This window comes from Nocardioides hankookensis, assembly GCF_042658885.1.
Lineage (GTDB): Bacteria > Actinomycetota > Actinomycetes > Propionibacteriales > Nocardioidaceae > Nocardioides > Nocardioides hankookensis.
Map to the genome: position 1 here is coordinate 229,631 of NZ_JBHSRJ010000004.1, position 21,924 is coordinate 251,554.

Annotated in this window: 24 protein-coding genes and 1 other annotated feature; of the genes, 7 read left to right on the forward strand and 17 right to left on the reverse strand. The window is 71.9% G+C overall.

Going from position 1 to position 21,924, the window contains the following annotated elements; translation table 11 throughout:
- Window positions 1–5: 5 nt before the first annotated feature.
- The 4 genes from ACFPYL_RS07480 to ACFPYL_RS07495 are packed head-to-tail and all read left to right on the forward strand — an operon-like array spanning window position 6 to window position 3,225.
- Window positions 6–1,100 carry an adenosine deaminase gene (locus ACFPYL_RS07480; protein WP_379152476.1) on the forward strand — a complete coding sequence of 365 codons (1,095 nt, stop codon included), beginning with the start codon at window positions 6–8 and terminating at the stop codon, window positions 1,098–1,100.
- On the forward strand, window positions 1,097–1,573 hold the full coding sequence (locus ACFPYL_RS07485; RefSeq protein WP_379152479.1) for a DUF3592 domain-containing protein: 477 nt from the start codon (window positions 1,097–1,099) through the stop codon (window positions 1,571–1,573). Before ACFPYL_RS07480 ends, ACFPYL_RS07485 begins: the two co-directional genes overlap by 4 nt.
- Entirely contained in the window at window positions 1,573–2,790 is a 1,218-nt protein-coding gene (locus tag ACFPYL_RS07490; protein ID WP_379152482.1) for a cation:proton antiporter, read from the forward strand. The genes ACFPYL_RS07485 and ACFPYL_RS07490 overlap by 1 nt, the downstream gene beginning before the upstream one ends.
- A 54-nt stretch (window positions 2,791–2,844) precedes the next feature.
- Entirely contained in the window at window positions 2,845–3,225 is a 381-nt protein-coding gene (locus ACFPYL_RS07495; protein ID WP_379152484.1) for an SHOCT domain-containing protein, read from the forward strand.
- Between the two features lie 18 nt (window positions 3,226–3,243).
- Here ACFPYL_RS07495 and ACFPYL_RS07500 read toward each other — a convergent pair whose 3' ends face one another.
- From ACFPYL_RS07500 to ACFPYL_RS07520, 5 genes are read right to left on the reverse strand one after another with little or no spacing between them, the layout of a single operon-like run.
- Window positions 3,244–3,675: a hypothetical protein gene (locus ACFPYL_RS07500; protein WP_379152487.1), complete on the reverse strand. Its 432-nt coding sequence runs from the start codon at window positions 3,673–3,675 to the stop codon at window positions 3,244–3,246.
- Window positions 3,675–4,271, reverse strand: a complete 597-nt coding sequence (locus tag ACFPYL_RS07505; RefSeq protein ID WP_379152490.1) for an ATP-binding protein — start codon at window positions 4,269–4,271, stop codon at window positions 3,675–3,677. Before ACFPYL_RS07505 ends, ACFPYL_RS07500 begins: the two co-directional genes overlap by 1 nt.
- Window positions 4,272–4,275: 4 nt before the next feature.
- The gene (locus tag ACFPYL_RS07510) at window positions 4,276–5,361 is read right to left on the reverse strand and encodes a hypothetical protein (protein ID WP_379152493.1); all 1,086 of its coding nucleotides are present in this window, start codon (window positions 5,359–5,361) and stop codon (window positions 4,276–4,278) included.
- Window positions 5,358–6,878: a WXG100 family type VII secretion target gene (locus tag ACFPYL_RS07515; protein WP_379152496.1), complete on the reverse strand. Its 1,521-nt coding sequence runs from the start codon at window positions 6,876–6,878 to the stop codon at window positions 5,358–5,360. Before ACFPYL_RS07515 ends, ACFPYL_RS07510 begins: the two co-directional genes overlap by 4 nt.
- Complete coding sequence (locus ACFPYL_RS07520) at window positions 6,865–7,146, reverse strand: hypothetical protein (protein ID WP_379152499.1); 282 nt, start codon at window positions 7,144–7,146, stop codon at window positions 6,865–6,867. Before ACFPYL_RS07520 ends, ACFPYL_RS07515 begins: the two co-directional genes overlap by 14 nt.
- A gap of 138 nt (window positions 7,147–7,284) precedes the next feature.
- Between ACFPYL_RS07520 and ACFPYL_RS07525 the strand changes: the two genes are divergently transcribed.
- Window positions 7,285–8,859, forward strand: a complete 1,575-nt coding sequence (locus ACFPYL_RS07525) for a substrate-binding domain-containing protein (protein ID WP_379152502.1) — start codon at window positions 7,285–7,287, stop codon at window positions 8,857–8,859.
- A 6-nt stretch (window positions 8,860–8,865) separates the two neighbouring features.
- Here ACFPYL_RS07525 and ACFPYL_RS07530 read toward each other — a convergent pair whose 3' ends face one another.
- From ACFPYL_RS07530 to deoC, 3 genes are read right to left on the reverse strand one after another with little or no spacing between them, the layout of a single operon-like run.
- Entirely contained in the window at window positions 8,866–9,738 is an 873-nt protein-coding gene (locus tag ACFPYL_RS07530) for an aldehyde dehydrogenase family protein (protein ID WP_379152504.1), read from the reverse strand.
- Entirely contained in the window at window positions 9,735–11,177 is a 1,443-nt protein-coding gene (locus tag ACFPYL_RS07535; protein ID WP_379152507.1) for an aldehyde dehydrogenase family protein, read from the reverse strand. Before ACFPYL_RS07535 ends, ACFPYL_RS07530 begins: the two co-directional genes overlap by 4 nt.
- A gap of 4 nt (window positions 11,178–11,181) precedes the next feature.
- Window positions 11,182–12,156: a deoxyribose-phosphate aldolase gene (deoC, locus tag ACFPYL_RS07540; RefSeq protein WP_379152510.1), complete on the reverse strand. Its 975-nt coding sequence runs from the start codon at window positions 12,154–12,156 to the stop codon at window positions 11,182–11,184.
- A gap of 23 nt (window positions 12,157–12,179) precedes the next feature.
- Between deoC and ACFPYL_RS07545 the strand changes: the two genes are divergently transcribed.
- The gene (locus tag ACFPYL_RS07545) at window positions 12,180–12,803 is read left to right on the forward strand and encodes a hypothetical protein (RefSeq protein ID WP_379152513.1); all 624 of its coding nucleotides are present in this window, start codon (window positions 12,180–12,182) and stop codon (window positions 12,801–12,803) included.
- On the opposite strand, the gene ACFPYL_RS07550 is transcribed toward ACFPYL_RS07545, so the two are convergent.
- The 3 genes from ACFPYL_RS07550 to ACFPYL_RS07560 all read right to left on the reverse strand — a co-directional run bounded on the left by ACFPYL_RS07550 (window position 12,800) and on the right by ACFPYL_RS07560 (window position 15,659).
- Window positions 12,800–13,384 carry a hypothetical protein gene (locus tag ACFPYL_RS07550; RefSeq protein WP_379152516.1) on the reverse strand — a complete coding sequence of 195 codons (585 nt, stop codon included), beginning with the start codon at window positions 13,382–13,384 and terminating at the stop codon, window positions 12,800–12,802. The two genes, ACFPYL_RS07545 and ACFPYL_RS07550, sit on opposite strands and share 4 nt — an antisense overlap.
- On the reverse strand, window positions 13,381–13,947 hold the full coding sequence (locus tag ACFPYL_RS07555) for an RNA polymerase sigma factor (RefSeq protein WP_379152519.1): 567 nt from the start codon (window positions 13,945–13,947) through the stop codon (window positions 13,381–13,383). The genes ACFPYL_RS07550 and ACFPYL_RS07555 overlap by 4 nt, the downstream gene beginning before the upstream one ends.
- A 62-nt stretch (window positions 13,948–14,009) precedes the next feature.
- Window positions 14,010–15,659: a phospho-sugar mutase gene (locus tag ACFPYL_RS07560; protein ID WP_379152522.1), complete on the reverse strand. Its 1,650-nt coding sequence runs from the start codon at window positions 15,657–15,659 to the stop codon at window positions 14,010–14,012.
- An 18-nt stretch (window positions 15,660–15,677) separates the two neighbouring features.
- Here ACFPYL_RS07560 and ACFPYL_RS07565 point away from each other — a divergent pair, with 18 nt between their 5' ends.
- Window positions 15,678–16,109 (forward strand): SRPBCC family protein, encoded by a 432-nt coding sequence (locus tag ACFPYL_RS07565; protein ID WP_379152525.1) that lies wholly within the window; start codon window positions 15,678–15,680, stop codon window positions 16,107–16,109.
- Here the strand turns inward: ACFPYL_RS07565 and ACFPYL_RS07570 are convergent.
- The 6 genes from ACFPYL_RS07570 to ACFPYL_RS07595 form a co-directional block, all read right to left on the reverse strand.
- On the reverse strand, window positions 16,099–16,596 hold the full coding sequence (locus ACFPYL_RS07570; protein ID WP_379152528.1) for a GNAT family N-acetyltransferase: 498 nt from the start codon (window positions 16,594–16,596) through the stop codon (window positions 16,099–16,101). The two genes, ACFPYL_RS07565 and ACFPYL_RS07570, sit on opposite strands and share 11 nt — an antisense overlap.
- Window positions 16,597–16,769: 173 nt before the next feature.
- Window positions 16,770–18,014, reverse strand: a complete 1,245-nt coding sequence (locus tag ACFPYL_RS07575) for an HNH endonuclease signature motif containing protein (RefSeq protein WP_379152531.1) — start codon at window positions 18,012–18,014, stop codon at window positions 16,770–16,772.
- 273 nt (window positions 18,015–18,287) lie between these two features.
- A protein-coding gene (locus ACFPYL_RS07580; protein WP_379152534.1) for an IS3 family transposase occupies window positions 18,288–19,531 on the reverse strand; the annotation gives its coding sequence in 2 pieces (ribosomal slippage) (window positions 18,288–19,243 and window positions 19,243–19,531; 1,245 coding nt in all).
- Window positions 19,116–19,244, reverse strand: a sequence feature (AL1L pseudoknot). Its footprint overlaps the gene before it by 129 nt.
- A 175-nt stretch (window positions 19,532–19,706) precedes the next feature.
- Window positions 19,707–20,711: an aldo/keto reductase gene (locus ACFPYL_RS07585; RefSeq protein WP_379152537.1), complete on the reverse strand. Its 1,005-nt coding sequence runs from the start codon at window positions 20,709–20,711 to the stop codon at window positions 19,707–19,709.
- Window positions 20,712–20,720: 9 nt separating this feature from the next.
- Complete coding sequence (locus tag ACFPYL_RS07590; RefSeq protein WP_379152540.1) at window positions 20,721–21,113, reverse strand: MerR family transcriptional regulator; 393 nt, start codon at window positions 21,111–21,113, stop codon at window positions 20,721–20,723.
- Window positions 21,114–21,155: 42 nt separating this feature from the next.
- The gene (locus ACFPYL_RS07595) at window positions 21,156–21,824 is read right to left on the reverse strand and encodes a biliverdin-producing heme oxygenase (RefSeq protein WP_379152543.1); all 669 of its coding nucleotides are present in this window, start codon (window positions 21,822–21,824) and stop codon (window positions 21,156–21,158) included.
- Window positions 21,825–21,924: the final 100 nt, after the last annotated feature.

Sequence of the window (21,924 nt, forward strand, 5' to 3'; positions counted from 1 at the left end):
GACACATGACGCCCACCCCTGACCAGGTCCGGAGGGCACCGAAGGTGCTGCTGCACGATCACCTCGACGGCGGGCTCCGTCCGCAGACGATCATCGAGCTGGCCGCGGACTGCGGGCACCAGCTCCCCGACGTAGGTGGCGAGATGTCGGCGGAGTCGCTGGGGCGCTGGTTCGCCGAGGCCTCGGACTCCGGCTCGCTGGAGCGCTACCTCGAGACCTTCGACCACACCGTCGGCGTGATGCAGACGGGCCCGGCGATCACCCGGGTCGCGCGGGAGTGCGTCGAGGACCTGGCCGCCGACGGCGTCGTCTACGCCGAGATCCGCTACGCCCCCGAGCAGCACGTCGAGACCGGCCTGACGCTCGACGAGGTCGTCGCGGCCGTCCAGGAGGGCTTCGACGAGGGGGTCGCTGCGGCGGGTGGGCGGATCGTCGTACGCCAGCTGCTGACGGCGATGCGGCACCAGGCCCGGTCGATGGAGATCGCCGAGCTCGCCGTCGCGTGGCGCGACCGCGGGGTTGCCGGGTTCGACATCGCGGGCGCCGAGGCGGGCTACCCGCCCACCCGCCACCTGGACGCGTTCGAGTACCTCCAGCGCGAGAACTTCCACTTCACGATCCACGCCGGCGAGGCGTTCGGGCTCCCGTCGATCTGGCAGGCGATCCAGTGGTGCGGCGCCGACCGGCTCGGCCACGGCGTCCGGATCATCGACGACATCACCGTGCGCGACGACGGCTCGGTCGAGCTCGGCCTGCTGGCGGCGTACGTCCGCGACAAGCGCATCCCGCTCGAGATGTGCCCGTGGTCCAACGTGCAGACGGGCGCGGCCGCGTCGATCGCCGAGCACCCGATCGGGCTGCTGAAGAAGCTGCGCTTCCGGGTCACGGTCAACACCGACAACCGGCTGATGAGCAAGACCTCGATGACGCACGAGATGACCTCGCTCGTCGAGTCGTTCGGCTACGGCCTGAGCGACCTCGAGTGGTTCACGATCAACGCGATGAAGTCGGCGTTCCTGCCCTTCGACGAGAGGTTCGCGCTGATCTCGGACGTGATCAAGCCGGCGTACGCCGCCCTGCGCGAGGAGGTCGCCTCATGAAGATCCACTACGTCCCGACCGTGCTGCTGCTCGGGTCGGCGGTGCTGATCCTGCTGGTCGGCGCGGGCTTCCTGCTCAAGGGCCGCGCCGTACGCCGCTCCGCCCTCACCTTCCGCAGCCGCGCCGTCGCGGCGACCGGCACCGTGGTGGCCCTGGAGGCCAAGGACCTCAGCTTCGGCGCGGAGCCGGACACCCGCTACTTCCCGCGCGTCAGCTACCTCCCCACCGGGTCCGACGAGCCGATCGAGGCGCAGACGCTCACCGACGTGCCCTCCCCGCCGCCACGGGTGGGCGACCAGATCGAGGTCGCCTACGACCCCGAGCACCCCGACCGCGTGGACGTCGCGGCGACCGAGGGTGACGCGGAGGGCGCGGGCCGCACCTGGTTCGTGCTCGCCGCGCTGACCAGCCTGGTCGCGGTCGGCGTCGCGGCCGCGTGGCTGCTCCTCGTGTTCGTCGTCTGGACGTCCTGATGCCCTCTGCGGGCGAGTCGCTCTTCTGGATCGCCCTCTGCGCCGTCCTGGCGCCCCTGCTCACCGGCCTGCTGCTGCGCGGCAAGGTGCCCGAGGTCGTGCTGCTCCTGGTGCTCGGCGTCGTGATCGGCCCGAACGTCCTCGACCTCGCCGAGACGGGCGAGGGCGTCGCGATGCTGCGCGAGCTCGGGCTCGGCATGCTCTTCCTGCTCGCCGGCTACGAGATCGAGGTCGACGAGCTGGTCGGCCGCGGCGGACGCCGGGCGCTCGCGACCTGGGTGGCCTGCCTGGCCGTCGCGCTCGGCCTGATGGCCCTGATCGGGCTCTCCGAGCAGGTCCACGCGGAGATCGCCGTCGCGATCGCGCTGACCTCGACCGCGCTCGGCACGCTGCTCCCGATCCTCAAGGACAGCGGCCTGCTCGCCACTCGCTTCGGTCGGACGCTGATGAACCACGGTGCGTACGGCGAGCTGGGACCGATCGTCGCGATGGCCGTGCTGCTCGGCGTGCGCGGCCCGGTGGCGTCGCTGCTGGTGCTGGCGGCGTTCGCGGTGCTCGCCGTGCTCGTGCACCGCCTGTCGGTGCGGCACAGCCGGGAGGGCTCGCGCGTGCTGGACGTCGTACGCCGCGGCGCGGAGACGTCCGGGCAGACCCAGGTCCGGCTCGTGGTGCTGCTGCTCGTGACGCTCGGCGTCGCCGCGGCCACCTTCGAGCTGGACGCCGTGCTCGGGGCGTTCGCCGCCGGATTCATCCTGCGCCGCCTCGTCCCCGAGGGGCACGAGAGCCTGGAGCACAAGCTCGAGGGGCTCGCCTTCGGGCTGCTGATCCCGGTCTTCTTCATCACCTCGGGCATGGCGATCGACCCGATGGCCGTCGTCGACGAGCCGGTGGCGCTGGTGGCGTTCCTCGGGCTGATCCTGCTCGTCCGCGGCGGGCTCGTGCTGGCCGCGACCCGGACGACCCGGGAGGAGGGCCACCGTGTCTTCGACGGCCGGGAGAGCCTCGCGATGGGGCTCTTCGCCTCGACCGGCCTGCCGATCATCGTGGCGGTGACCGCGGTGGCGGTCGATGCCGGCGAGATGACGCCGATCAACGCGAGCGTGCTGGTGGCCGGCGGCGCCATCACGGTGCTGGTCTGCCCGCTGCTCGCCCAGCGCCTGCTGACGCGCCGTACTCACCCGGAAACGGTGAGGGCAGGCACCGGCGCGGGAGACTAGCCTTCCCGCGATAGTGGGGCCGAGTCCGGCCCTGACGCATCTGAGAGGAACGCTGTGGACAGCTTCTGGGACTTTTTCTGGTTCATCATCTCCTTCTTCCTGCTCATGGCCTACCTGGTCGTGCTGTTCCAGATCCTCACGGACCTGTTCCGCGACCGGGACACCAGCGGCTGGGCGAAGGCGTTCTGGGTGTTCTTCCTGATCATCTTCCCGCTGATCACCTCGCTGGTGTACCTGATCGCCCGCGGGCAGGGCATGGCCGAGCGCAACATCGCGGCCGTCAAGCAGGCGCAGGCCAGCCAGGAGGAGTACATCCGCTCCGTGTCGGGCGGCGGCTCGCCGGCCGACGAGATCGCTCGCGCGAAGGCGCTGCTCGACTCGGGCGCCATCTCGCAGGCGGAGTTCGACTCGCTCAAGGCCAAGGCCCTGGCCTGATCTTTCTGGCCTGATCGTCTAGCGGGGGAGCACCGCCCACCAGCGGTGCTGCCACCGCGACGACGACATCAGCACGACGGCGCCCAGCGCCGGGTTGTAGACCAGGGGCTCCCCGTCACGTTCGTCCAGCACCAGGACGACGTGGCGGGGCAGCCACCGGGTCCCCAGGAACACCGGGACCGGGGTGGGGAGCGCGGCCAGCACGTCGGACCTGCGGTAGCGGCGCACCCGCCCACCCAGCTCCCGCGCCACCGCCCACGGCGGGGTGCCGAGCATCCGCGGCCAGGGCAGCTGCCACCGGCCGTGCCGGTCGCGCAGCCCCGTCAGCCGGCGGTGCATCGCCTGCACGTCGGCCTCGAAGTCGGGCCACGGCCCCGGCAGGCCCTCGGCCACGACGACCGACGACGGGCCGCAGGTCCGGTTGTCGGGCTGCCGCGGCCAGTCGGTCATCACACGGCCAGTCGCCCGACCGCGGCGTACGCCTGGTCCGAGGTCATCGGCTCGCAGCCGAGCTCGACGGCGTGCGAGACGACCCGCTGCTGGTCGCGCATCAGCGCGAGGCCGCGGCGGACGAGCACGAGCGGCGGCTTGCGGTGCTCGCGCAGGTCGCGGGTCAGCCGCCGCCAGAAGGTCACCATCGGGTGCTGGCGCACGCAGTACGCCGCCGCGAGCAGGCCGGCCGTCTCGCACCGGCCGACGACCTCCTGCGCGAAGATCCCCTCCGCGACGAAGAGGCGGTGCTCGCCGAGGTCGAGGGTCTGCCAGCCGGTGCGCGCGCTCAGCGAGATGTCGTAGACGGGCACCTCGGTCCGGCCGGTGCGGCAGAGCTCGTCGAGCGCGGCCATGGCGTCGGCGAGCAGCCACGACTCCGGGACGTCCCAGTCGACGATGCCGGCGTTGGCGCCCTCGGTGATCAGCGGCAGCGACGGGTCGCCGGCGCTCTTGTAGAAGTCGTCCAGCCGCAGGACCGGCAGGCCGACCCGTTCGGCGAGGCGGGACTTCCCGGCCCCGGACGGGCCAGCAAGGACGATCACCTGCGCGTGCACCGGCCTATTCTTGCAGTGGCTGGAGCGCGCCGATCAGCCCCACCGGGACGCCTTCGACGACCGGCTGCCGCGGGGCGGTGGCAGTGGTCAGGCAGGTGGCGTCCGCGAGCGGGGCGACCTGGTCGACCCAGGCCTGGTCGGGACCGCCCACGACCGGCAGCGTGACCGTCCAGGACACCGCGCCGGCGTCGCCGGGGACCGCCTCGAGCCGGGCGACGACGGGGCCGTCGCCGTCCAGGCGCAGCGTCACCACGCCGCCCGCGCTCCGTGAGCAGGCGGCGTACGTCGGGCGCCAGCCGGTCATCGAGTCGACGACCGCGGCGAGGGCAGCCAGCGGCTGACGCGGGCCGGGGGAGAGCGTGCCGCGCGCCTCCGGGGCGTGCCGCTGGCGGTCACCGTCCGGGGTGTCGGCGTCCGGGACGGGGGTGTCGAGGGAGGCGAACCACGCGTCGTCGCCGAGCGCCGAGAGCCGTGCCTCGTCGTCGGTGGAGGGGCCGTCGTCGGACCAGGACGGCGCGTCGACGTCGCCGTCCGCGTCGCCCCGCGGACCGTCGCCGGGGAGGTCCGGGGCCGGGTGGTCCGTCCCCCCACCCAGGCAGGTGTCCGCGGCGGTGACGGCGGGCCCGAGGTCCGGCCAGTCCTCGTCGACGTGGTGGGGGACCTCGGCGGTCACGACGACGTCGACGAGGTCGTCGTCGGCCTCGGCCGTGACCTCGGCGACGGCGGCGGAGTCGAGGTCCGTGCCGCCGCGCGTGAGGACCGCCGTGACCTCGTCGGCGTCGCAGGTCGCCCCGACGAGCGACCAGTCGTGCTGCTCCGCGACGCCGACCTCCTGCGCGGTCGCGGCGACCGCGTCGACCCCGACGTACGTCGTCTCCCGCACGCCGGCGGTGCGGTCGACCTGGCCGTCGCTGCCGTAGGCCGCCTCGGGGACGGACAGGTCGCCCGGGGCCACCCACGGGTCGCTCCACACGGCCTGGGCGCGGGTGAGGTCGACCTGGTCGGCGTAGAGGTCGCCGGGCAGGTCCGAGCAGCCGGTGAGGAGCAGGCTGCCGACGAGTGCGGCCGCCGCTGCGGTCCGTGCCCTCACGACTCCGGCACCACGACGAACCACGGCTCGCTCCAGCCGGCGACGTCGAGGTTGCCGTTGACCCAGTCGTCGCGCGAGACGGTGATGGTCGAGCCTTCCGAGGGGTCGTAGACCGACAGGGTGTCGCCGCCCTCGCTGGCGGTCACGAGCGTGACGTGGCCGGGCCGGGTGTCGTCGCCGACGTAGATCGGCACCGTGCTGCCGTCCTCGCTCGCCCGCACGACGGCGTCGAAGCTGCGGCCCCGGTCGTCGGGGTCGACCACGGTCACGTCGTACGACGTGCCGGGGACGCCGGAGCCGCCGTCGGCGGACATCTCGGCGGCGAGCGCCCAGGGCTGGGTGCCGGCCTGCGGCGGCCACGGGAACTGGAGCTCGTGGTCACGGCCGACGGGCAGGTTGGTGCGCACGTGCATCGCCTGGGACTCGTCGGCGAACCGCTCCTCCGGCGTGCGCGGGTCGGTCTCGCCGGTGAGCGGGTCGTAGCCGGTCTGCATCCACATCGCGTACGCCGGGTCGTTCTCCATCCGCGACATCACCAGCGAGGAGGAGCCGCAGGTCGTCTGGTCGGGTTGGGTGGCCTGGTCGCCGCGGAAGCTGCCCGGGTCGAGGTCGCGCAGCTCGCTGGGGCTCATCCGACCCAGCTGGTCGGCGTAGTTGTCCAGCGCGTCGCCGCTGAGCCCGGATGCCACGGCAGCCATGATCCACGCCCGGGCGGCCGGGTCGCTCCCCTCGAGGAGCCGGCGTACCTCCGCCCGCTCGTCGGGGCTCATGCCGGCGAGTGTGTCGTCGTAGCGGGAGAGCGTCGAGCCGTCGAGCGGCCCCTCGTCGTCGGACCACTGGTTGACCAGGTCGATCGTGCTGGGCACCGCACCGGGCGCGGACGGGAGGTGGTCGGGCAGCTCGATGCCGTCCATCGCGGTCACCACCGCGCGACGGGCGGCCGAGGCCGCCTCGGCGGCGTCCTCGTAGGCGCCGATCAGGTCCTGCACGGCGTCGACGACCTCGCCCACGATGCCGCTGAGCTTGCTGACGAGCTCCCAGGGAAGGGCGTCGTCCCAGGAGATCGACAGGTGGTCGCGGAGACCGTCGAACGCGTCGGCGTGCCGCTTGCGGGCGGCGTCCATCGCGCCGGCCATGGTGTCGAGGGCCGCGGCGACCCCGCGCGCCGCCTCGGGGATCGTGTCGACCCGCCCGGCGAATGCCGTGACCGAGCTGCGGAAGCCGTTGCCGGCGTCGCCCTCCCAGATCGCCGTCGTCGTATCGTCGTGCAGCGTCTCGAGCGAGGTGTGCGCCCGGTCCATGGTCGTCGCGATGAGACGCCACTCGTCGGCTGCGTCGCGGAGGTTCGCCGGATCGGGCTCCGGTGGCTGGGAGGCGATCTCGCAGGCGCGGGAGACGAGGCGCACGATCGTCTCGGCGGCGTCCCACGGCGGCCAGAGGTCGATGCCCTGGAGGTCGGCGAGGATCGAGCGGAGCTCGGTGACCGCGTCGTCGACGAGGTCGTCACCGAAGCCCATCAAAGGCTCCCGCGCTGGTGTGGTCGGTCGTCTCGTACGTCGTGAGGCAGGCCTCGAGGTTGGTGGCGTGCTCGGAGACGAGCGCCTCGCACACGTCGAGGACCCCGGCCAGGTCCGTGGCGGCGTCGGCGACCACCGCGGCCACGGTCGCGAGGTCGGTGCCGGCCGCGGCCGACGTACGCCGTCGGGCGGCCGTGACCTCGGCGCCCGCGTCGGCGCCGTGCAGCCACGCGCGGCGTACGGCGTCCGGGTCGACGTGCAGGGTCATGCTGGCCTCATCCCCGCTGCCGGCATCGGACAAACGGCCGACCCCGATGACCCGGGTGGGCCATCGCGGCTCGACCGTTGGGCTCGACTTCCTCGCGGGGCGCAGACGGCGGCCGGAGCCCGCCCCTACGGTGCGGCCATGCGCACTGCTGTGAAGGTCGTCACCGGAGGGCTGGCACTCGCCGCCGTCGCGGCGGCCGGCGTGCTGGTCGTGCGGGGGACGCCGGACGCCAGTGCCGACGCGGACACGGGCTGCACGCACAACGTGCACCGCACCGTGCAGGTCGCACCGGCGATGGCGGAGGTGACCCAGCAGGCGGCCACGGCGCTGCGTGCGGAGTGCACCCAGCTCAAGGTGGTGCCGGCGTCGTCGGCACAGGTCGCCCGGAGCTTCCAGTTCGGCAAGAACGTGCCGGACCTCTGGATCGCGGAGTCCAACACCTGGCAGTCCCAGCTCTTCTACCAGGACGTGAAGCTGCGCATCGTCGGTCCGGCTCTGGCCTCGTCGCCCGTGGTCCTCGCGGGCGACGCGGGCTCGCCGACGCCGGAGTCGTGGCGCGCGGCGTTCGACGCCGACTCCGTCGACCTGCGCGACCCGCTCAGCGACGGCGTCGGCGCCCTGGCGATGCTCGCGCTGCGCTCGGAGATGGCCGCGACCGGGGCGAGCGACGCGCAGGTCCGGGAGACGCTGGTGCCGCTCGCGCAGCGGTACGGCGAGCAGCAGGACGGCCGCGCCGACGCGGCCTCGCTGCGTGGCCTGATCGACGGGCTCGGCGCCGGCCGGTTGATGCCGGTGACCGAGCAGGAGCTCGTCCACGAGGGCTTCGCGGCCGGGCTGCACGCGCGGGTGCCGGCCAAGGGCGCCCCGCTGCTCCAGTTCCCGCTCTACGCCCCGACGACCGCGGACGCCGACACCCTGGCCGCCGCCCGGGCACTGACCCAGTGGTTCGGCTCCGACGCCGGCGCGAAGGCCCTCGCGGCCGCCGGCTTCCGTCCGCCGGAGGGCACACCCGTCGACGACGGGGTCGGCCAGGTGCCGTCCCTGCCGCTGCCGGTGCCGTTCGCGGCCGCCGCCGACCTGCACCTGTGGCAGGTGATGAGCCAGCCCTCCAGCGTGCTCGCCGTCTTCGACGCCTCCGGGTCGATGGACTTCATGGCCGGCGACCAGTCCCGGATGCAGCTCGCCGTCGGCGTCGCCAAGACGGCGCTCGACGTCTTCCCCGACCGCGCCCGGATCGGGCTCTGGGTCTTCTCGATCGACCAGGGCGGACCGGGTCAGGACTGGCGCGAGCTGGAGCCGATGCGCCGTCTCGACGCCGTCGTCGACGGGGTGACCCAGCGCGACCAGCTCGACGGGCGCGCCGAGGAGATGCTGACCCTGACCAACGGCGGCACGGGCCTCTACGACACCACCCTCGCGGCGTACCAGCAGGCGCTGCGCGACTACGACCCGACGTACTCCAACTCGGTCATCCTGATGACCGACGGCGCCAACGACGACCCCGGCTCGATCTCGCTGGACCGCCTCGTGCACGAGCTCGAGAAGGCGCACAGCCCCAAGCGCCCGGTGCGGATCATCGGCATCGGGATCAGCGACGACGCCGACTACGCCGCGCTCAAGCGGATCGCGAAGGCCACCGGCGGCGAGGCCTACTCCGCCGACACCCCCGAGGACATCCTCGGCGTCTTCGCCCAGGCGATCGCCTCGCGCTGAGTCGGGTTACACCCCGATCGGGTGCCAGACGGTCTTGATCTCCAGGAACGACGTCATCGGCTCGACGCCGGGGTCGAGCGTCCAGTCCGGCTCGGTGGACGGGGCGCGGCGGACCCGCTTGAGGTTGTCGGCGGCCGCGACCTCGAGGGAGGTCGCGAGGGTCGCGTCACCGGCGATGCCGGTGAGGTCGATGGCGTTGACGTCCATGTGCGACGCGAGCCAGGGAGCGACGGTGGCGGCCGAGCCGGTGAGGATGTTGACCACGCCGCCGGGCACGTCGGAGGTGGCGAGCACCTCGGCGAAGGTCACCGCGGGCAGCGGGCGCTCGTACGACGACACGACCACGACGGTGTTGCCGGTGACGATCGCCGGGGCGACGACGCTGACCAGGCCGAGCAGCGACGACTCCTGCGGCGCGAGGACGGCGACGACGCCGGTCGGCTCGGGCGTGGAGAGGTTGAAGAACGGCCCGGCGACCGGGTTGGCGTTGCCGATCACCTGGGTGACCTTGTCGGCCCACCCGGCGTACCAGACGAGCCGGTCGATCGCGGCGTCGAGCACCTTCTCCGCCTTGCTGGGGGAGAGGCCCTCGGACTGGACGACGGCCTGCACGAACTGCGGGCGGCGGTCCTCCATGACCTCGGCGATCCGGTAGAGGATCTGCGCGCGGTTGTACGCCGTGCGCGACGACCACCCGCCGAACGCCTTGCGCGCTGCGATGACCGCGTCGCGGGCGTCCTTGCGGGACGCGAGGGCCGCGTTGGCCACGAACCTCCCCTTGGTGTCGGTGACCTCGTAGGAGTACGCCGACTCCGAGCGCGGGAACGCGCCGCCGATGTAGAGCTTGTACGTCTTGCGGACGTCGATGCGGTCGCTCATCGCAGGTAAGCCTCCAGACCGTGGCGGCCGCCCTCGCGGCCGTAGCCCGACTCCTTGAACCCGCCGAACGGGCTGGTCGGGTCGAACTTGTTGAACGTGTTGGCCCAGACGACGCCCGCGCGCAGCTGGTTGGCCATGTGCAGGATCAGCGAGCCCTTCTCCGTCCAGACTCCGGCGGAGAGGCCGTACGGCGTGTTGTTGGCCTTCTCGACGGCCTCGGACGGCGTGCGGAAGGTCAGCACGGACAGCACCGGCCCGAAGATCTCCTCGCGGGCGATCCGGTGGGCCTGGGTGACGTCGGTGAAGAGCGTCGGCGGGAACCAGAAGCCGTGCGCCGGCAGGTCGCAGGGCGGCGACCAGCGACCGGCCCCCTCGGCCTCGCCGACGTCGGAGAGCTCGCGGATCCGGGCCAGCTGCTCGGCGGAGTTGATCGCGCCGATGTCGGTGTTCTTGTCGAGCGGGTCGCCGATGCGCAGCGTCGACATCCGGCGCTTGAGCTTGGCGAGCAGCTCGTCGGCGATCGACTCCTGGACGAGCAGCCGCGATCCGGCGCAGCAGACGTGGCCCTGGTTGAAGAAGATGCCGGTGACGATGCCCTCGACGGCCTGGTCGAGCGGCGCGTCGTCGAAGACGATGTTGGCCGCCTTGCCGCCCAGCTCGAGGGTCACCTTCTTGTCGGTGCCGGCGACCGTGCGGGCGATCGCCTTGCCGACGTCGGTCGAGCCGGTGAACGCGACCTTGTCGATGCCCGGGTGGCCGACCAGCGCCTGGCCGGTGCCGCCGGCGCCGGTGATGATGTTGACGACGCCCGGCGGGAGGTCGGCCTGCTGGCAGATCTCCGCGAAGAGCAGCGCGGTCAGCGGCGTGGTCTCGGCCGGCTTCAGCACGACGGTGTTGCCGCAAGCGAGTGCCGGGGCGATCTTCCAGGCGAGCATCAGCAGCGGGAAGTTCCACGGGATGATCTGGCCGGCGACGCCGAGCGGCTGCGGGTCGGACCCACGGCCGGCGTACTCGAGCTTGTCGGCCCAGCCGGCGTAGTAGAAGAAGTGGGCCGCGACGATCGGGACGTCGACGTCGCGCGACTCCTTGATCGGCTTGCCGTTGTCGATCGACTCCAGGACGGCGAGCTCGCGGCTGCGCTCCTGGATGATCCGGGCGATCCGGTAGAGGTACTTGGCGCGCTCGCGCCCGGGCATCTTCGACCAGACCTTGTCGTAGGCCTTGCGCGCGGCCTTCACGGCGGCGTCGACGTCGGCCTCGTCGGCCTCGGCGACCTCGGCGAGGACCTCCTCGGTCGAGGGGCTGATCGTCTTGAACGACTTGCCGTGGCCGTCGACGAACTCGCCGTTGATGAAGAGGCCGTACGACGGCTTGATGTCGACGATGCTGCGCGACTCGGGAGCCGGCGCGTACTCGAAGGCGGTGCTCTTGGGAGGCATTGAATCAGTCCAACGTGAAGTAGTCGGGGCCGGAGTAGCGGCCGGTCTTCATCTTGGTGCGCTGCATGAGCAGGTCGTTGAGCAGCGTCGAGGCCCCGAAGCGGAACCAGTCGGGGTCGAGCCAGTCGGGACCGGCGACCTCGTTGACCATCACGAGGTACTTGATGGCGTCCTTGCTGGTGCGGATGCCGCCGGCCGGCTTCACGCCGATCATCTGGCCGGTCAGCTCCCGGAAGTCGCGGACGGCCTCCATCATGATCATCGTGACCGGCAGCGTGGCCGCGGGCTGCACCTTGCCGGTGGAGGTCTTGATGAAGTCGGCGCCGGCCAGCATGGCCAGCCAGCTCGCGCGGCGTACGTTGTCGTAGGTCTGCAGCTCGCCGGTCTCGAAGATGACCTTGAGGTGCGCGTCCGTGCCGCCGGGGCGGGCACAGGCAGCCTTGGTGGCGACGATCTCGTCGAAGACCTGCTGGTAGCGACCGGAGAGGAACGCGCCGCGGTCGATCACCATGTCGATCTCGTCGGCGCCGGCCTCGACCGCGTCGGCGGTGTCGGCCAGCTTGATGTCGAGCGCGGCCCGGCCGCTCGGGAACGCCGTGGCGACCGCGGCGACGTGGACGCCGGAGCTGCCCAGGGTCTCCTTCACGGTGGCGACCATGTCGGGGTAGACGCACACGGCGGCGACCTGCGGACAGGTCGGGTCGGCGGGGTCGGGGCGCATCGCCTTCGACGCGAGCGCGCGGACCTTGCCCGGGGTGTCCTGACCCTCCAGCGTGGTCAGGTCGACCATCCGGATCGCGAGGTCGAGCGCGAACTCCTTCGCGGTGGTCTTGATCGAGCGGGTGCCCAGACCGGCGGCGCGGGCCTCCGCGCCGACCTGGTCGACACCCGGTAGCCCGTGGAGGAACCGCCGCAGCGACGCCTCTGACTTGGTCACGTCGTCGAGCCCGGGGCCGAGGACGGTGGAAGTGGCGGTCACCGACCCAGCATAGGGTTGTCTCCGTGACCCACCCAGTCCCCACCTCCGACTCCGCCGTCGTCGAGCGGTTCGCGCCGACGAGCGGTCGGATCAGCGGGATCGTCGGCCTCGCGACCGCCGGGGTGATCCTGGTCCTGGCGCTGATCGCGGGCGAGACGGGCACGCCGCTCGGCGTCGCGATCGTGGCGGTCCTCGGCGGGCTGCTGATCTGGGCGGCGCTGCTGCGGCCCGCCCTCTGGGTGACCTCGCGCGACCTCGTGATGCGCGGCATGTTCAGCACCCAGCGGGTCCCGCTCGCCGCGATCGACGGTGTCGTCGTCACCCAGGTGCTCGCCGCGAAGGTCGGCGACCACCGCTACGTCTCGCCGGTCATCGGCTACACGGTCCGGCAGACGATCAAGGCCAAGGCCCGCGACGGCCGCAACCCCTCCGGCTCGGCCCCGGCACCGACCAACGAGCACCAGGCGTTCGTCGAGGCCCGGATCGACTTCCTCGCCCAGGACGCCCGCGACCGGCTCGGCATCCGCAAGGGCTCGCCGGAGCAGGCCGCGCTCGCCGCCGACGTACGCCGCACCTGGGCGTGGCCCGAGCTCGCCGGCTGCGCCGTCCTGGTGCTGGCGTTCCTGGTCTGGCTCGTCGCCGACTAGCCCGGGACCACCACGCACCGTCCCACCGGTCCGGCGGTGACGTCGAAGTCGGTCCACCCGGCGAAACCCCCCTCGTTGGTGATGCCGTCCTGGGAGGGCTCCGAGGACGGCGGGGAGGTCGGCCCTCCCGACATCGCCATCACGAACGTCTCTCCCGTGCGCACCGCGCCGGGCGGCAGGGTCACCCGCAGCAGGTGCGAGCCCATCGACACCTCCATCCCCGACAGGCGTCGGTCGACCGGCGTGTAGCGGCCGGGCGCACACTGCTGCCGATCGGGCAGGTAGGTGACCTCCGCGTCGATGCCGTGCTTCGCGAGATCGGCCTCGAGGCCCTGAGCGTCCTCGAGCCGCCGGACCTCGACCGTGATGGTGCCGGAGTTGCCCTCCTGCACGGAGTACGCCGTGGTGGTGCCGAGTCCGGGGACGACCACGACGATGGCGGCAGCGGCGGCGACGACGGCGGCCGCCCCGAGGAGGAGCCGCGGCCGCGACCGGCCGGGCCGCGTCGCGGGCTGCTCGTCCACGTGCTCGCACAGCCGCTCCAGGAGGGCGGACTCGAAGGAGTCGAGCGGAGCGTTCATGAGGTCACCTCGAGGTCGGGAAGGGTCGCGGGAAGAGTGAGGGCCAGTCGCCGTCGCGCGCGGTGGTAGAGCACCCGGGCGTTGCCCGGGGAGATGCCGAGCGCCGCTGCTGCCTCGGTCAGCGACAGGCCGTCGACGGCCACCAGCTCCACCACCGCACGTTGCCGGTCGGGCAGCGCTGCCAGGGAGCGGTAGACCTCACGGGCGGCGCGCTGGCCGTCGATGCGGGCGACGATCCGGTCGGTGGCGTCGTCGTCGAGCAGCTCCCGCGCGTGGATGCGCCCGGCCGCCCGGATCGCCTTGGCGGTCGACCGGTGGTGGCCGGCGACGACCCGGCGGGCGATGCCGTAGAGCCAGGCCCTGGGGGCCGCTGCATCGCCCCGGTAGCCGCTGCTCGCGTGGATCGACGCCAAGAACACCTCGGCGGTCAGGTCGGCAGCGTCCTCGGGCGACTCCACGCGTCGCGCGACGAAGCGCTGGACCGCCTCGACGTGCTCGCGGTAGAACGCCTCGAAGGCGTCCCGGTCGCGGCCGATCGCGGCGACACCCTCAACGGAATCCATGACTCATTGTGGTCGCGGGGACCTTTCGCGTTACACCCACGCGGCTCCGCTGAGCGCGTCGACTAGATCCCGGCGGCGGCCTTGATCCCGTTGCGCAGGGCGTCCAGGCGACCGACGGCGGCGATCCGCGCCGCGTCCACGCTGTCCTCCGGGTCGACGGGCACGACGACCTCGAGGTAGCACTTGAGCTTCGGCTCCGTGCCGCTCGGGCGCACGATCACCCGGGCGCCGTCGGCGAGGCGGTAGCGCAGGCCGTCGGTGGGCGGCAGGTCCGCGCTCCCGAGGTTCAGGTCGTCGACGCCCTCGACGGCCAGGCCGCCGAGCTCGGTCGGGGGAGTGGCGCGCAGGCGCGCCATCGCGGCGCCGATCTCGGAGAGGTCGGTGACCCGGGCCGAGAGCTGGTCGGTGGCGTGCAGGCCGTGGGCGAGCGCGATGTTGTCGAGGAGGTCGACCAGGCCGCGACCGGCCGCCTTGGCCTCGGCCGCGAGCTCGCAGAGCAGCAGCAGCGCGGAGACGCCGTCCTTGTCCTTCACGTTGTCCGGGTCGACGCAGTAGCCGAGCGCCTCCTCGTAGCCGAACGCCAGGTCGTCGACCTTGCTGATCCACTTGAAGCCCGTCAGCGTCTCGGCGTACGGCTGACCCGCGGCCGCCGCGAGCTTCCCCAGCAGGCTGGAGGAGACGATGCTGCACGCGTAGGTGCCCTGCTTGCCCTTCCGGATCAGCGCGTGCGCCAGCAGCGCACCGACCTCGTCGCCGCGCAGCATCCGCCAGCCGTGCGGGCCGGGGACGGCCGCCGCGCACCGGTCGGCGTCGGGGTCGTTGGCGACCACCAGGTCCGCGCCGTTGCGCTCGGCCAGCGCCATCGCGAGGTCCATCGCGCCCGGCTCCTCCGGGTTGGGGAAGGCGACGGTCGGGAAGTCCGGGTCGGGCTGCTCCTGCTGCTCGACGACCGACGGGGCGTCGAAGCCGGCCGCCTCCAGGACCCGCTCGACGGGTACGCCGCCGACGCCGTGCAGCGGGGTGTAGACGATCTCCAGGTCGCGCGGCCCGTCCTCGACGAGCCCGGCGACCGTGTCGAGGTAGCTGTCGACGATCTCCTCCTCGAGCACCGTGCCCGCGTGCCCGCGCGGCACGTCGGCCATCGCGCCGACGGCGGCGATCCGGTCCGCGATCTCGGTGTCCGCGGGCGGGACGATCTGGCTGCCGTCGCCGAGGTAGACCTTGTAGCCGTTGTCGCGCGGCGGGTTGTGGCTGGCGGTGACCATCACCCCGGCCGCGCAGCCGAGCTCGCGGATCGCGAAGGCGAGGATCGGCGTCGGCAGCGGTCGCGGCAGCACGTACGCCGTGAACCCGGCGCCCGTCATCACCTCCGCGGTGTCACGGGCGAAGACGTCGGAGTTGTGGCGGGCGTCGTACCCGATCACGACCGAGCCGCCCCCGTGCTGGGTGAGGTGGCCGGTGTCGACCAGGTAGGCGGCGAGGCCTGCCGCGGCGCGGGTGACGACGACGCGGTTCATCCGGTTGGGCCCGGCCCCGAGCTCGCCGCGCAGGCCCGCCGTACCGAACTCCAGGGTGCCGTCGAAGCGGTCGGCCAGATCGGCGGAGTCGCCGCCGGCCTCGACGGCGGCGATCACCGACTCCAGCTCGGCGCGGGTCTGGGGGTCGGGGTCGTCGGCTGCCCAGGCACGGGCGGCGGCGAGGAGGTCGGTCATGGAGGGCACGATACGAGGGTGAGCCCCTCCTTCGCCTTCCGGGACGGCTGGGACGTCGACGCGCCCCTGGACGCGGTGCACGACGCCCTCGTCGACCTCGAGCACTACCCCGACTGGTGGCCGCAGGTCGTGGCCGTGGCGTCCCTCGGCCCGGACGACGCGCGGGTGCTCTGCCGCTCGACGCTGCCGTACACGCTCGACCTGGTGCTGCACGCCGTGAACCGCTCGCCCGGCGTGCTCGAGGTGGGCGTCTCGGGCGACCTGCTGGGGACGGTGCGCTTCGACCTGACGCCCCTCGACGGTGGGACGCGGCTGGACTTCGCGCAGGACGTCAGGGTGCCGGGGTGGCTGGGGGCGCTGTCGTACGTCGCGGGTCCGGTGCTGCGCTGGAACCACGACCGGATGATGCGGGGCTGCCGCCAGGGTCTGTGCGCGCGCCTCAGCGGCTGACGCCAGTGGTGGGCCGCAGTCGGTACGTCACGAAGTCGATGCCCTGTGGTCCAGGGCGCGTCGTGACGGTCGCTTCCCAGCCGCGCCGCTCGTAGAAGCTGATGGCCCGGCGGTTGCCGGCCCACACCTCCAGCAGACCCACTCGGTCGTCACCGCGCTCGGTGTCGAAGACGTCGTGGAGTCGCGAGCCGATGCCCTGGTCGTACAGGTTGGGCAGCACGTACAACGCCGTCAGCTCCAGCTCACCCGCGCCACCGGGGTGGCGCCGCGCGGACATGAAGCCGACGACCGATTCCGGGCTCTCGGCCACGGACGTCGACCGCTCCGGCTGCGTCAGGAGGTGCGCCCACATCGCCTCCCGGTCGTCGCCCTCCACGGGCGGCTCGCCGTAGTAGTCGGCGCGCGACTGGCGATGCACGTGCGCGATCTGCCGGGCGTCTGCCGGAGTCGCCGGTCGAAGGGAGAGGTCGGCCACGGCGACGAGCACATCACATCCGCGTGGCCCGGATGTTGCCTGGCCGCCTGACCGCAGCGCCGCGGTCGGTGGTGGTCGTCGTCGGTGACCCGACAGACGGGAATGGTGGTCGCCGCCCCAAGAAGAGCCGCAGGATCGTGCCCGGACATGAGTGTGCCCCGCCGGCGGTGCCGGCGGGGTGCGGGTCAGCGGATATGTCGGGTGTGGGCGGTGTCCCAGTCGTAGGCGTACCCGTAGCGGTTGGTCCAGGTGAAAGACGTCACGCCGGTGCGTACAACGGTCCAGCCGGCGTGGGTCTTGTACCGGTGATGCCCCCGACAGAGCGGCGCGAGGTTGGTCGACGTCGTGTTGGTGCCGTCGTAGTTCTCGACGTGGTCGAGGTCCGCTGACCTCGATGGTCGGGTGCAGTGCGGGAACACGCACGATGCGTTGGTCAGGATCGCTTGTTCGCGCATGGTGTCGGTGGGCCGGTAGCCGTCGGTGTGCAGGTCGGCGTTGAGGTCGATGACCGGTCGGACGGTCACGTGGGTGTTGGTGCCGTGGCACCAGGCCTTGACCTGGTCCACGCTGATGCTGGAACGGGTGTTCTCTACGCCGGCCACCGCACCGTCGGCGAGGTGGACGTAGATGACCAGCTCCCGCTTCCGCTCGGGAACCTGCAGGTCGAGGGTCAGCTCGCGCCGCGCGAGGGCGCCGGCGGCCAGCGAGCGGCGGACGTTGAGGGACTCCTCGCACCCGAGGTCCTTGAGGTGGGCGGCACCGGCGGTGATGGCGTCGTTGAGGTCGATCGCGTCCGCGATGTCGAGCTCGCCGTCGACGTGCACGGTGCCGTCGAAGGAGACCTGGTCGAGGTCCACGTCGAAGCAGCGCCGGTCGGCGGCCTCACGGCGACGCTTCTCCGCCTCGGCGGGCTCGAACTGACGAAGGGCGTCGGCCACCGAGCGGTCGATCTGCGCGAACGAGCACCGGGCCGCCTGATCCGCCAGGTGCTTGTCGACGTACGCCGCACCCTCGACGCACAGCGGCTTGGTGGCCTGCGCGATCCGCCGCGCCTTCCACACCGCCACCCGCCCCGCAACCACCACCGCCCAGATCTTCGGGAGCCGGTAGCGGATCTCCAGGGCGTCACCCAGGTACGTCCGGCCGGCGTCGGTCGACATCCCGAGAGCCAGGGCCAGGTCGGCGACGCAGAACTCGGCGACCAACGGCGCACCCGGTCCGGCGATCGCGAGCTCACCTTCCGTGCCGTCGACCGTGGCTGCGGTGTCGATCGACTCGACGGGGTGCATGATCGCCCACTGGACCGCGAGCTGGAGCTTGTCGACCTCTGCTTGGTTGACCACGAGGTGGCGGTCGTGGAGCGCGGCCAGCACCAGGTCCGGGAAGTCGTGCGACTCCCCGGATCCGGTGGTGTTCTGGCCCTCGGTCATGCATCGAGCCAAGCACTGGCCACTGACAGTCAGATGCTCAGAACCCTTGTTTTGACCGGCATGTGGACATTCTTCGGAAATTCTTCTGAACCAATTCTGCCCGGCCCAACGGGTGGTGGTTTCGAGGCTCGCTTCGCTCGCACCTCAACCACCGAACCCGGTGGTCGAGCTTGTCGAGACCCCCGCAACCAACGCAGGCGGGTGGGCCGCGGGGGTCTCGACGACGCTCGCTTTGAACCGCCCCGGGGTTTCCGGACACTTCGTTCGGTGTCTCTACCCGGCCGGGATGAGACGGTTTCGTGCAGCGTAGTGAACTTCTTCGGCCTGGATCGGTGTCAGGTCGTCGATCGACTCGTGGGGCCGCTCGGTGTTGAACCAGTCGACCCACCCCAGGGTCTCCAGCTCGACGTGCTCGACGCCGCGCCAGGGACCCTCGGGACGGATGAGCTCGGTCTTGTAGATCCCGATCTGGGACTCGGCCAACGCGTTGTCGTAGGCATCGCCCACCGAACCCACCGACGGGTCCACGCCGACGTCGATGAGCCGGCTGGTGAACGCGAACGAGGTGTACTGGCTGCCGGCGTCGGTGTGATGGACCAGCCCGGCCAGGTCACTGACCCCATCGCGCTGCCGGGTCCAGATCGCGTGCTCGAGGCAGTCCAGCACCAGTTCGGTGGTCATCCGTGTGGCTGCCCTCCATCCGACGATCCGACGTGAGTAGACGTCGAAGACGAACGCCACGTAGACCGTGCCGGACCAGGTCGCGACGTAGGTGAAGTCCGCGACCCAGAGCCGGTTCGGTGCCGGCGCGGTGAAGTCGCGGTCGACCAGATCACCCGGTCGGGCATCACGCGGATCCGCGACCGTGGTGCGGACCCGTTTCCCGCGCAGTGCCCCGGCCCAGCCCTGGGTGGCCATCAACCGCTCGACGGTGCACCTGGCCACGTCATGACCCTGCGCGCGTAGGTGGAGCCACATCTTGCGGGCACCGAACCGGGCACGGAACCGGTGCTCACGCGCGGACCGGATCAGCTCGACGATCTCGGCGTCACGCAGCGCACGCTTCGACGGCGCCCGGTTGCGGGCCTCGTAGTAGGTCGACGGAGCGATCTTGGCGCCGTGCTCGGCGAGCACCCGACAGATCGGCTCGACTCCGTACAGGTCGCGATGCTGATCGATGAACTCGATCAGAACTTGGGTTGGCGGTCGAGCTCCGCCGCGAAGAAAGCCGACGCGGACTTCAGGATCTGGTTCGCCCGCTCTAACTCGGCGACCCGCTTCTTCAGCTCCCTGATCTCAGCGATCTCCTCGGTCGTCTTCCCCGGACGCCTGCCGCCATCGACCTCGGCCTGACGCACCCACTTACGCAGCGTCTCTGGTGACCCGAGCCCGAGCTGTCCCGCGATGTTGCGGATCGCCACGAACTCCGAGGGGTACTCGCCCTGCGCGACCGACTCGGCCACCGCCCGCACCGCGCGCTCACGCAGCTCCTGGGGGTACTTGCTGGGACGTGCCATGACTTCATCCTCCAACTAATGAAGTCTCCGGACATCCCGGGGCGGTTCGCTTCGCTCGCACCTCAACCTCCGGTCCCCGCGACCCGCAGGCCGGGCGGCGACCGCAACCACCCTCCCGCCGTACCCGCGTAACTAGCCTGTCGGCGGCCAACCCGAGACCTCTCGCAGGCCGCGGTCAGCTGTCGATGGAGCTCAGGTCGCCGTACCGGTCGCCCACGACGGCGTCGCGCGGGACCGCCTGGTCCAGCGCGGCGAGGTCGTCGTAGGTGAGCTCGACGTCGGCGGCACCGACGTTCTCCTCGAGGTACTTCACCCGCTTGGTGCCGGGGATGGGGGCGACGCCGAGCTCGTCGTCACCCTGCGCCAGCACCCACGCGAGCGCGAGCTGGCCGGGCGTGCAGCCCTTCGTGTCGGCGATGGCCCGCACCCGGTCGACCAGCTCGAGGTTGGCCTTGAGGCCCTCGCCGTTCAGGCGGGGGAAGTACGCCGTGCGCCGCGAGTCGCCCTCCTCCAGCGCGGACTCCGAGGTGATGGCGCCGGTGAGGATCCCGCGGCCCAGCGGGGAGTAGGGGACCAGGCCGATCCCGAGCTCGCGCAGCACGGGCAGGATCTCGTCCTCGAGGTCGCGGGTGAAGAGCGAGTACTCGGTCTGGAGCGCGGTGATCGGGTGGGTGGCGTGCGCCTTCCGGATGGTCGTCGCGGAGGCCTCCGAGAGGCCGAGGCGGCGGACCTTGCCCGCCGCGACGAGCTCGGCCATCGCGCCGACGGTCTCCTCGATCGGGACCGTCTTGTCGACGCGGTGCTGGTAGTAGAGGTCGATGTGGTCGACGCCGAGCCGCTCGAGGGACGCGTCGCACGCGGCGCGGACGTACTCCGGGCGGCCGTTGATGCCGACGCGGGTGCCGTCGGCGCGGCGCTCGTTGCCGAACTTGGTCGCCAGCTGCACCTCGTCGCGGCGCCCGGCGATGGCCTTGCCGACCAGCTGCTCGTTGATGAACGGCCCGTACATGTCGGCCGTGTCGAGGAAGGTGACGCCGAGGTCGAGCGCGCGGTGGATCGTGTCGAGGCCGGACGCCTCGTCGGGGCTGCCGTAGAACTCCGACATGCCCATGCAGCCGAGGCCGAGGGCGGAGACGTCGAGCGAGGAGGTGGAGCCGAGGGTGCGCTTGTGGATCGTCATGCCCTCCACTCAAGCGGTTGGAGTGCGCTCCAGGTCAAGGGCGTCGACCTTCGAGCTGTAGATCCCGATCTTGCGGTCGATCGCGCCCAGGTGCTCCTGCACCTCCGCGAGCTGCGCCAGCACCTGCACGCGGTGTGCGCGCAGCAGGTCGAGGCGGCTCTGCTCGGTGCCGTCGCCCAGGCGGACCAGCTCGGCGTAGCGGCGTACGTCGCGGATCGGCATGCCCGTGCCGCGCAGGCAGTTGAGCAGGTTGATCCAGCCGAGGTCCGAGTCGGTGTAGCGCCGGTGGCCGGTCGCTGAGCGTCCCACCGGGCGCAGCATCAGCCCGTCCCGCTCGTAGTAGCGCAGGGTGTCGGGCGTCAGCCCGGTCGCGTCAGCGGCCTCGGCGATGGAGTAGGGCACACCCCAGTGTCACTCCTGGAGTGCACTCCAGGTCAAGCGCGGTCAGCGCGCGTACGCCGGCAGCCGCTCGCCGAGCTCGGCGAAGAGCGCCTGGTTGAGGCGGAACGCGGTCTGCACCTCGTCGACGACCCGCTCCTGCTCCTCGGCGGTCAGGTCGAGTGCGTCGAGGCGGGCGCGGTAGCCGTCCTTGTAGATCTTCGGCTTCGCGATCTCCGGGAAGTCGTAGAACGCGATGCCGGCGCCGTCCAGCCCGAAGGTGCGGTCGAGGATGCGGCCGATCGCCTGGCCGCCCGACAGGTCACCGAGGTAGCGGGTGTAGTGGTGCGCGACCAGCAGCGTCGGCCACTGCGCGGCGGCATCGACCAGCCGCTGGCGGTAGGCGTCGGCGGCGGGGGAGTCGACCGTCCGGACGCCCCCCTCGTGGCCGAGCCAGTGGTCCAGGTCGGCGTCGATCGCGGCCAGGCGCTCCAGCGCCTCGTCGTGGACGGCGGCCACGCCGGCGTCGTCACCGTGGGCGCGGACCAGCTCCTCCATCGCGGCGTACGCGACGCGCAGGCGCAGCAGGTAGTCGGCGTAGCCACGCTCGTTGACCCGGCCGCCGAGCAGCTCGGACATGAACGACGAGTCCTCCGCCGCCTGGTGCTCGGCGAGGGAGCCTTCGCGCATGGCCGCCGACAGCGCGAGGTCGGTGGTCTGTCCGAGGACGGTCATGGGTGCTCCCGATCGGTGGGTGAACTGAGGTGACAGATTGTCAGCACGATAGTGACAGGTTGTCGAATCCGTCCAGACATTTAGGTTAGGCATGCCTTAT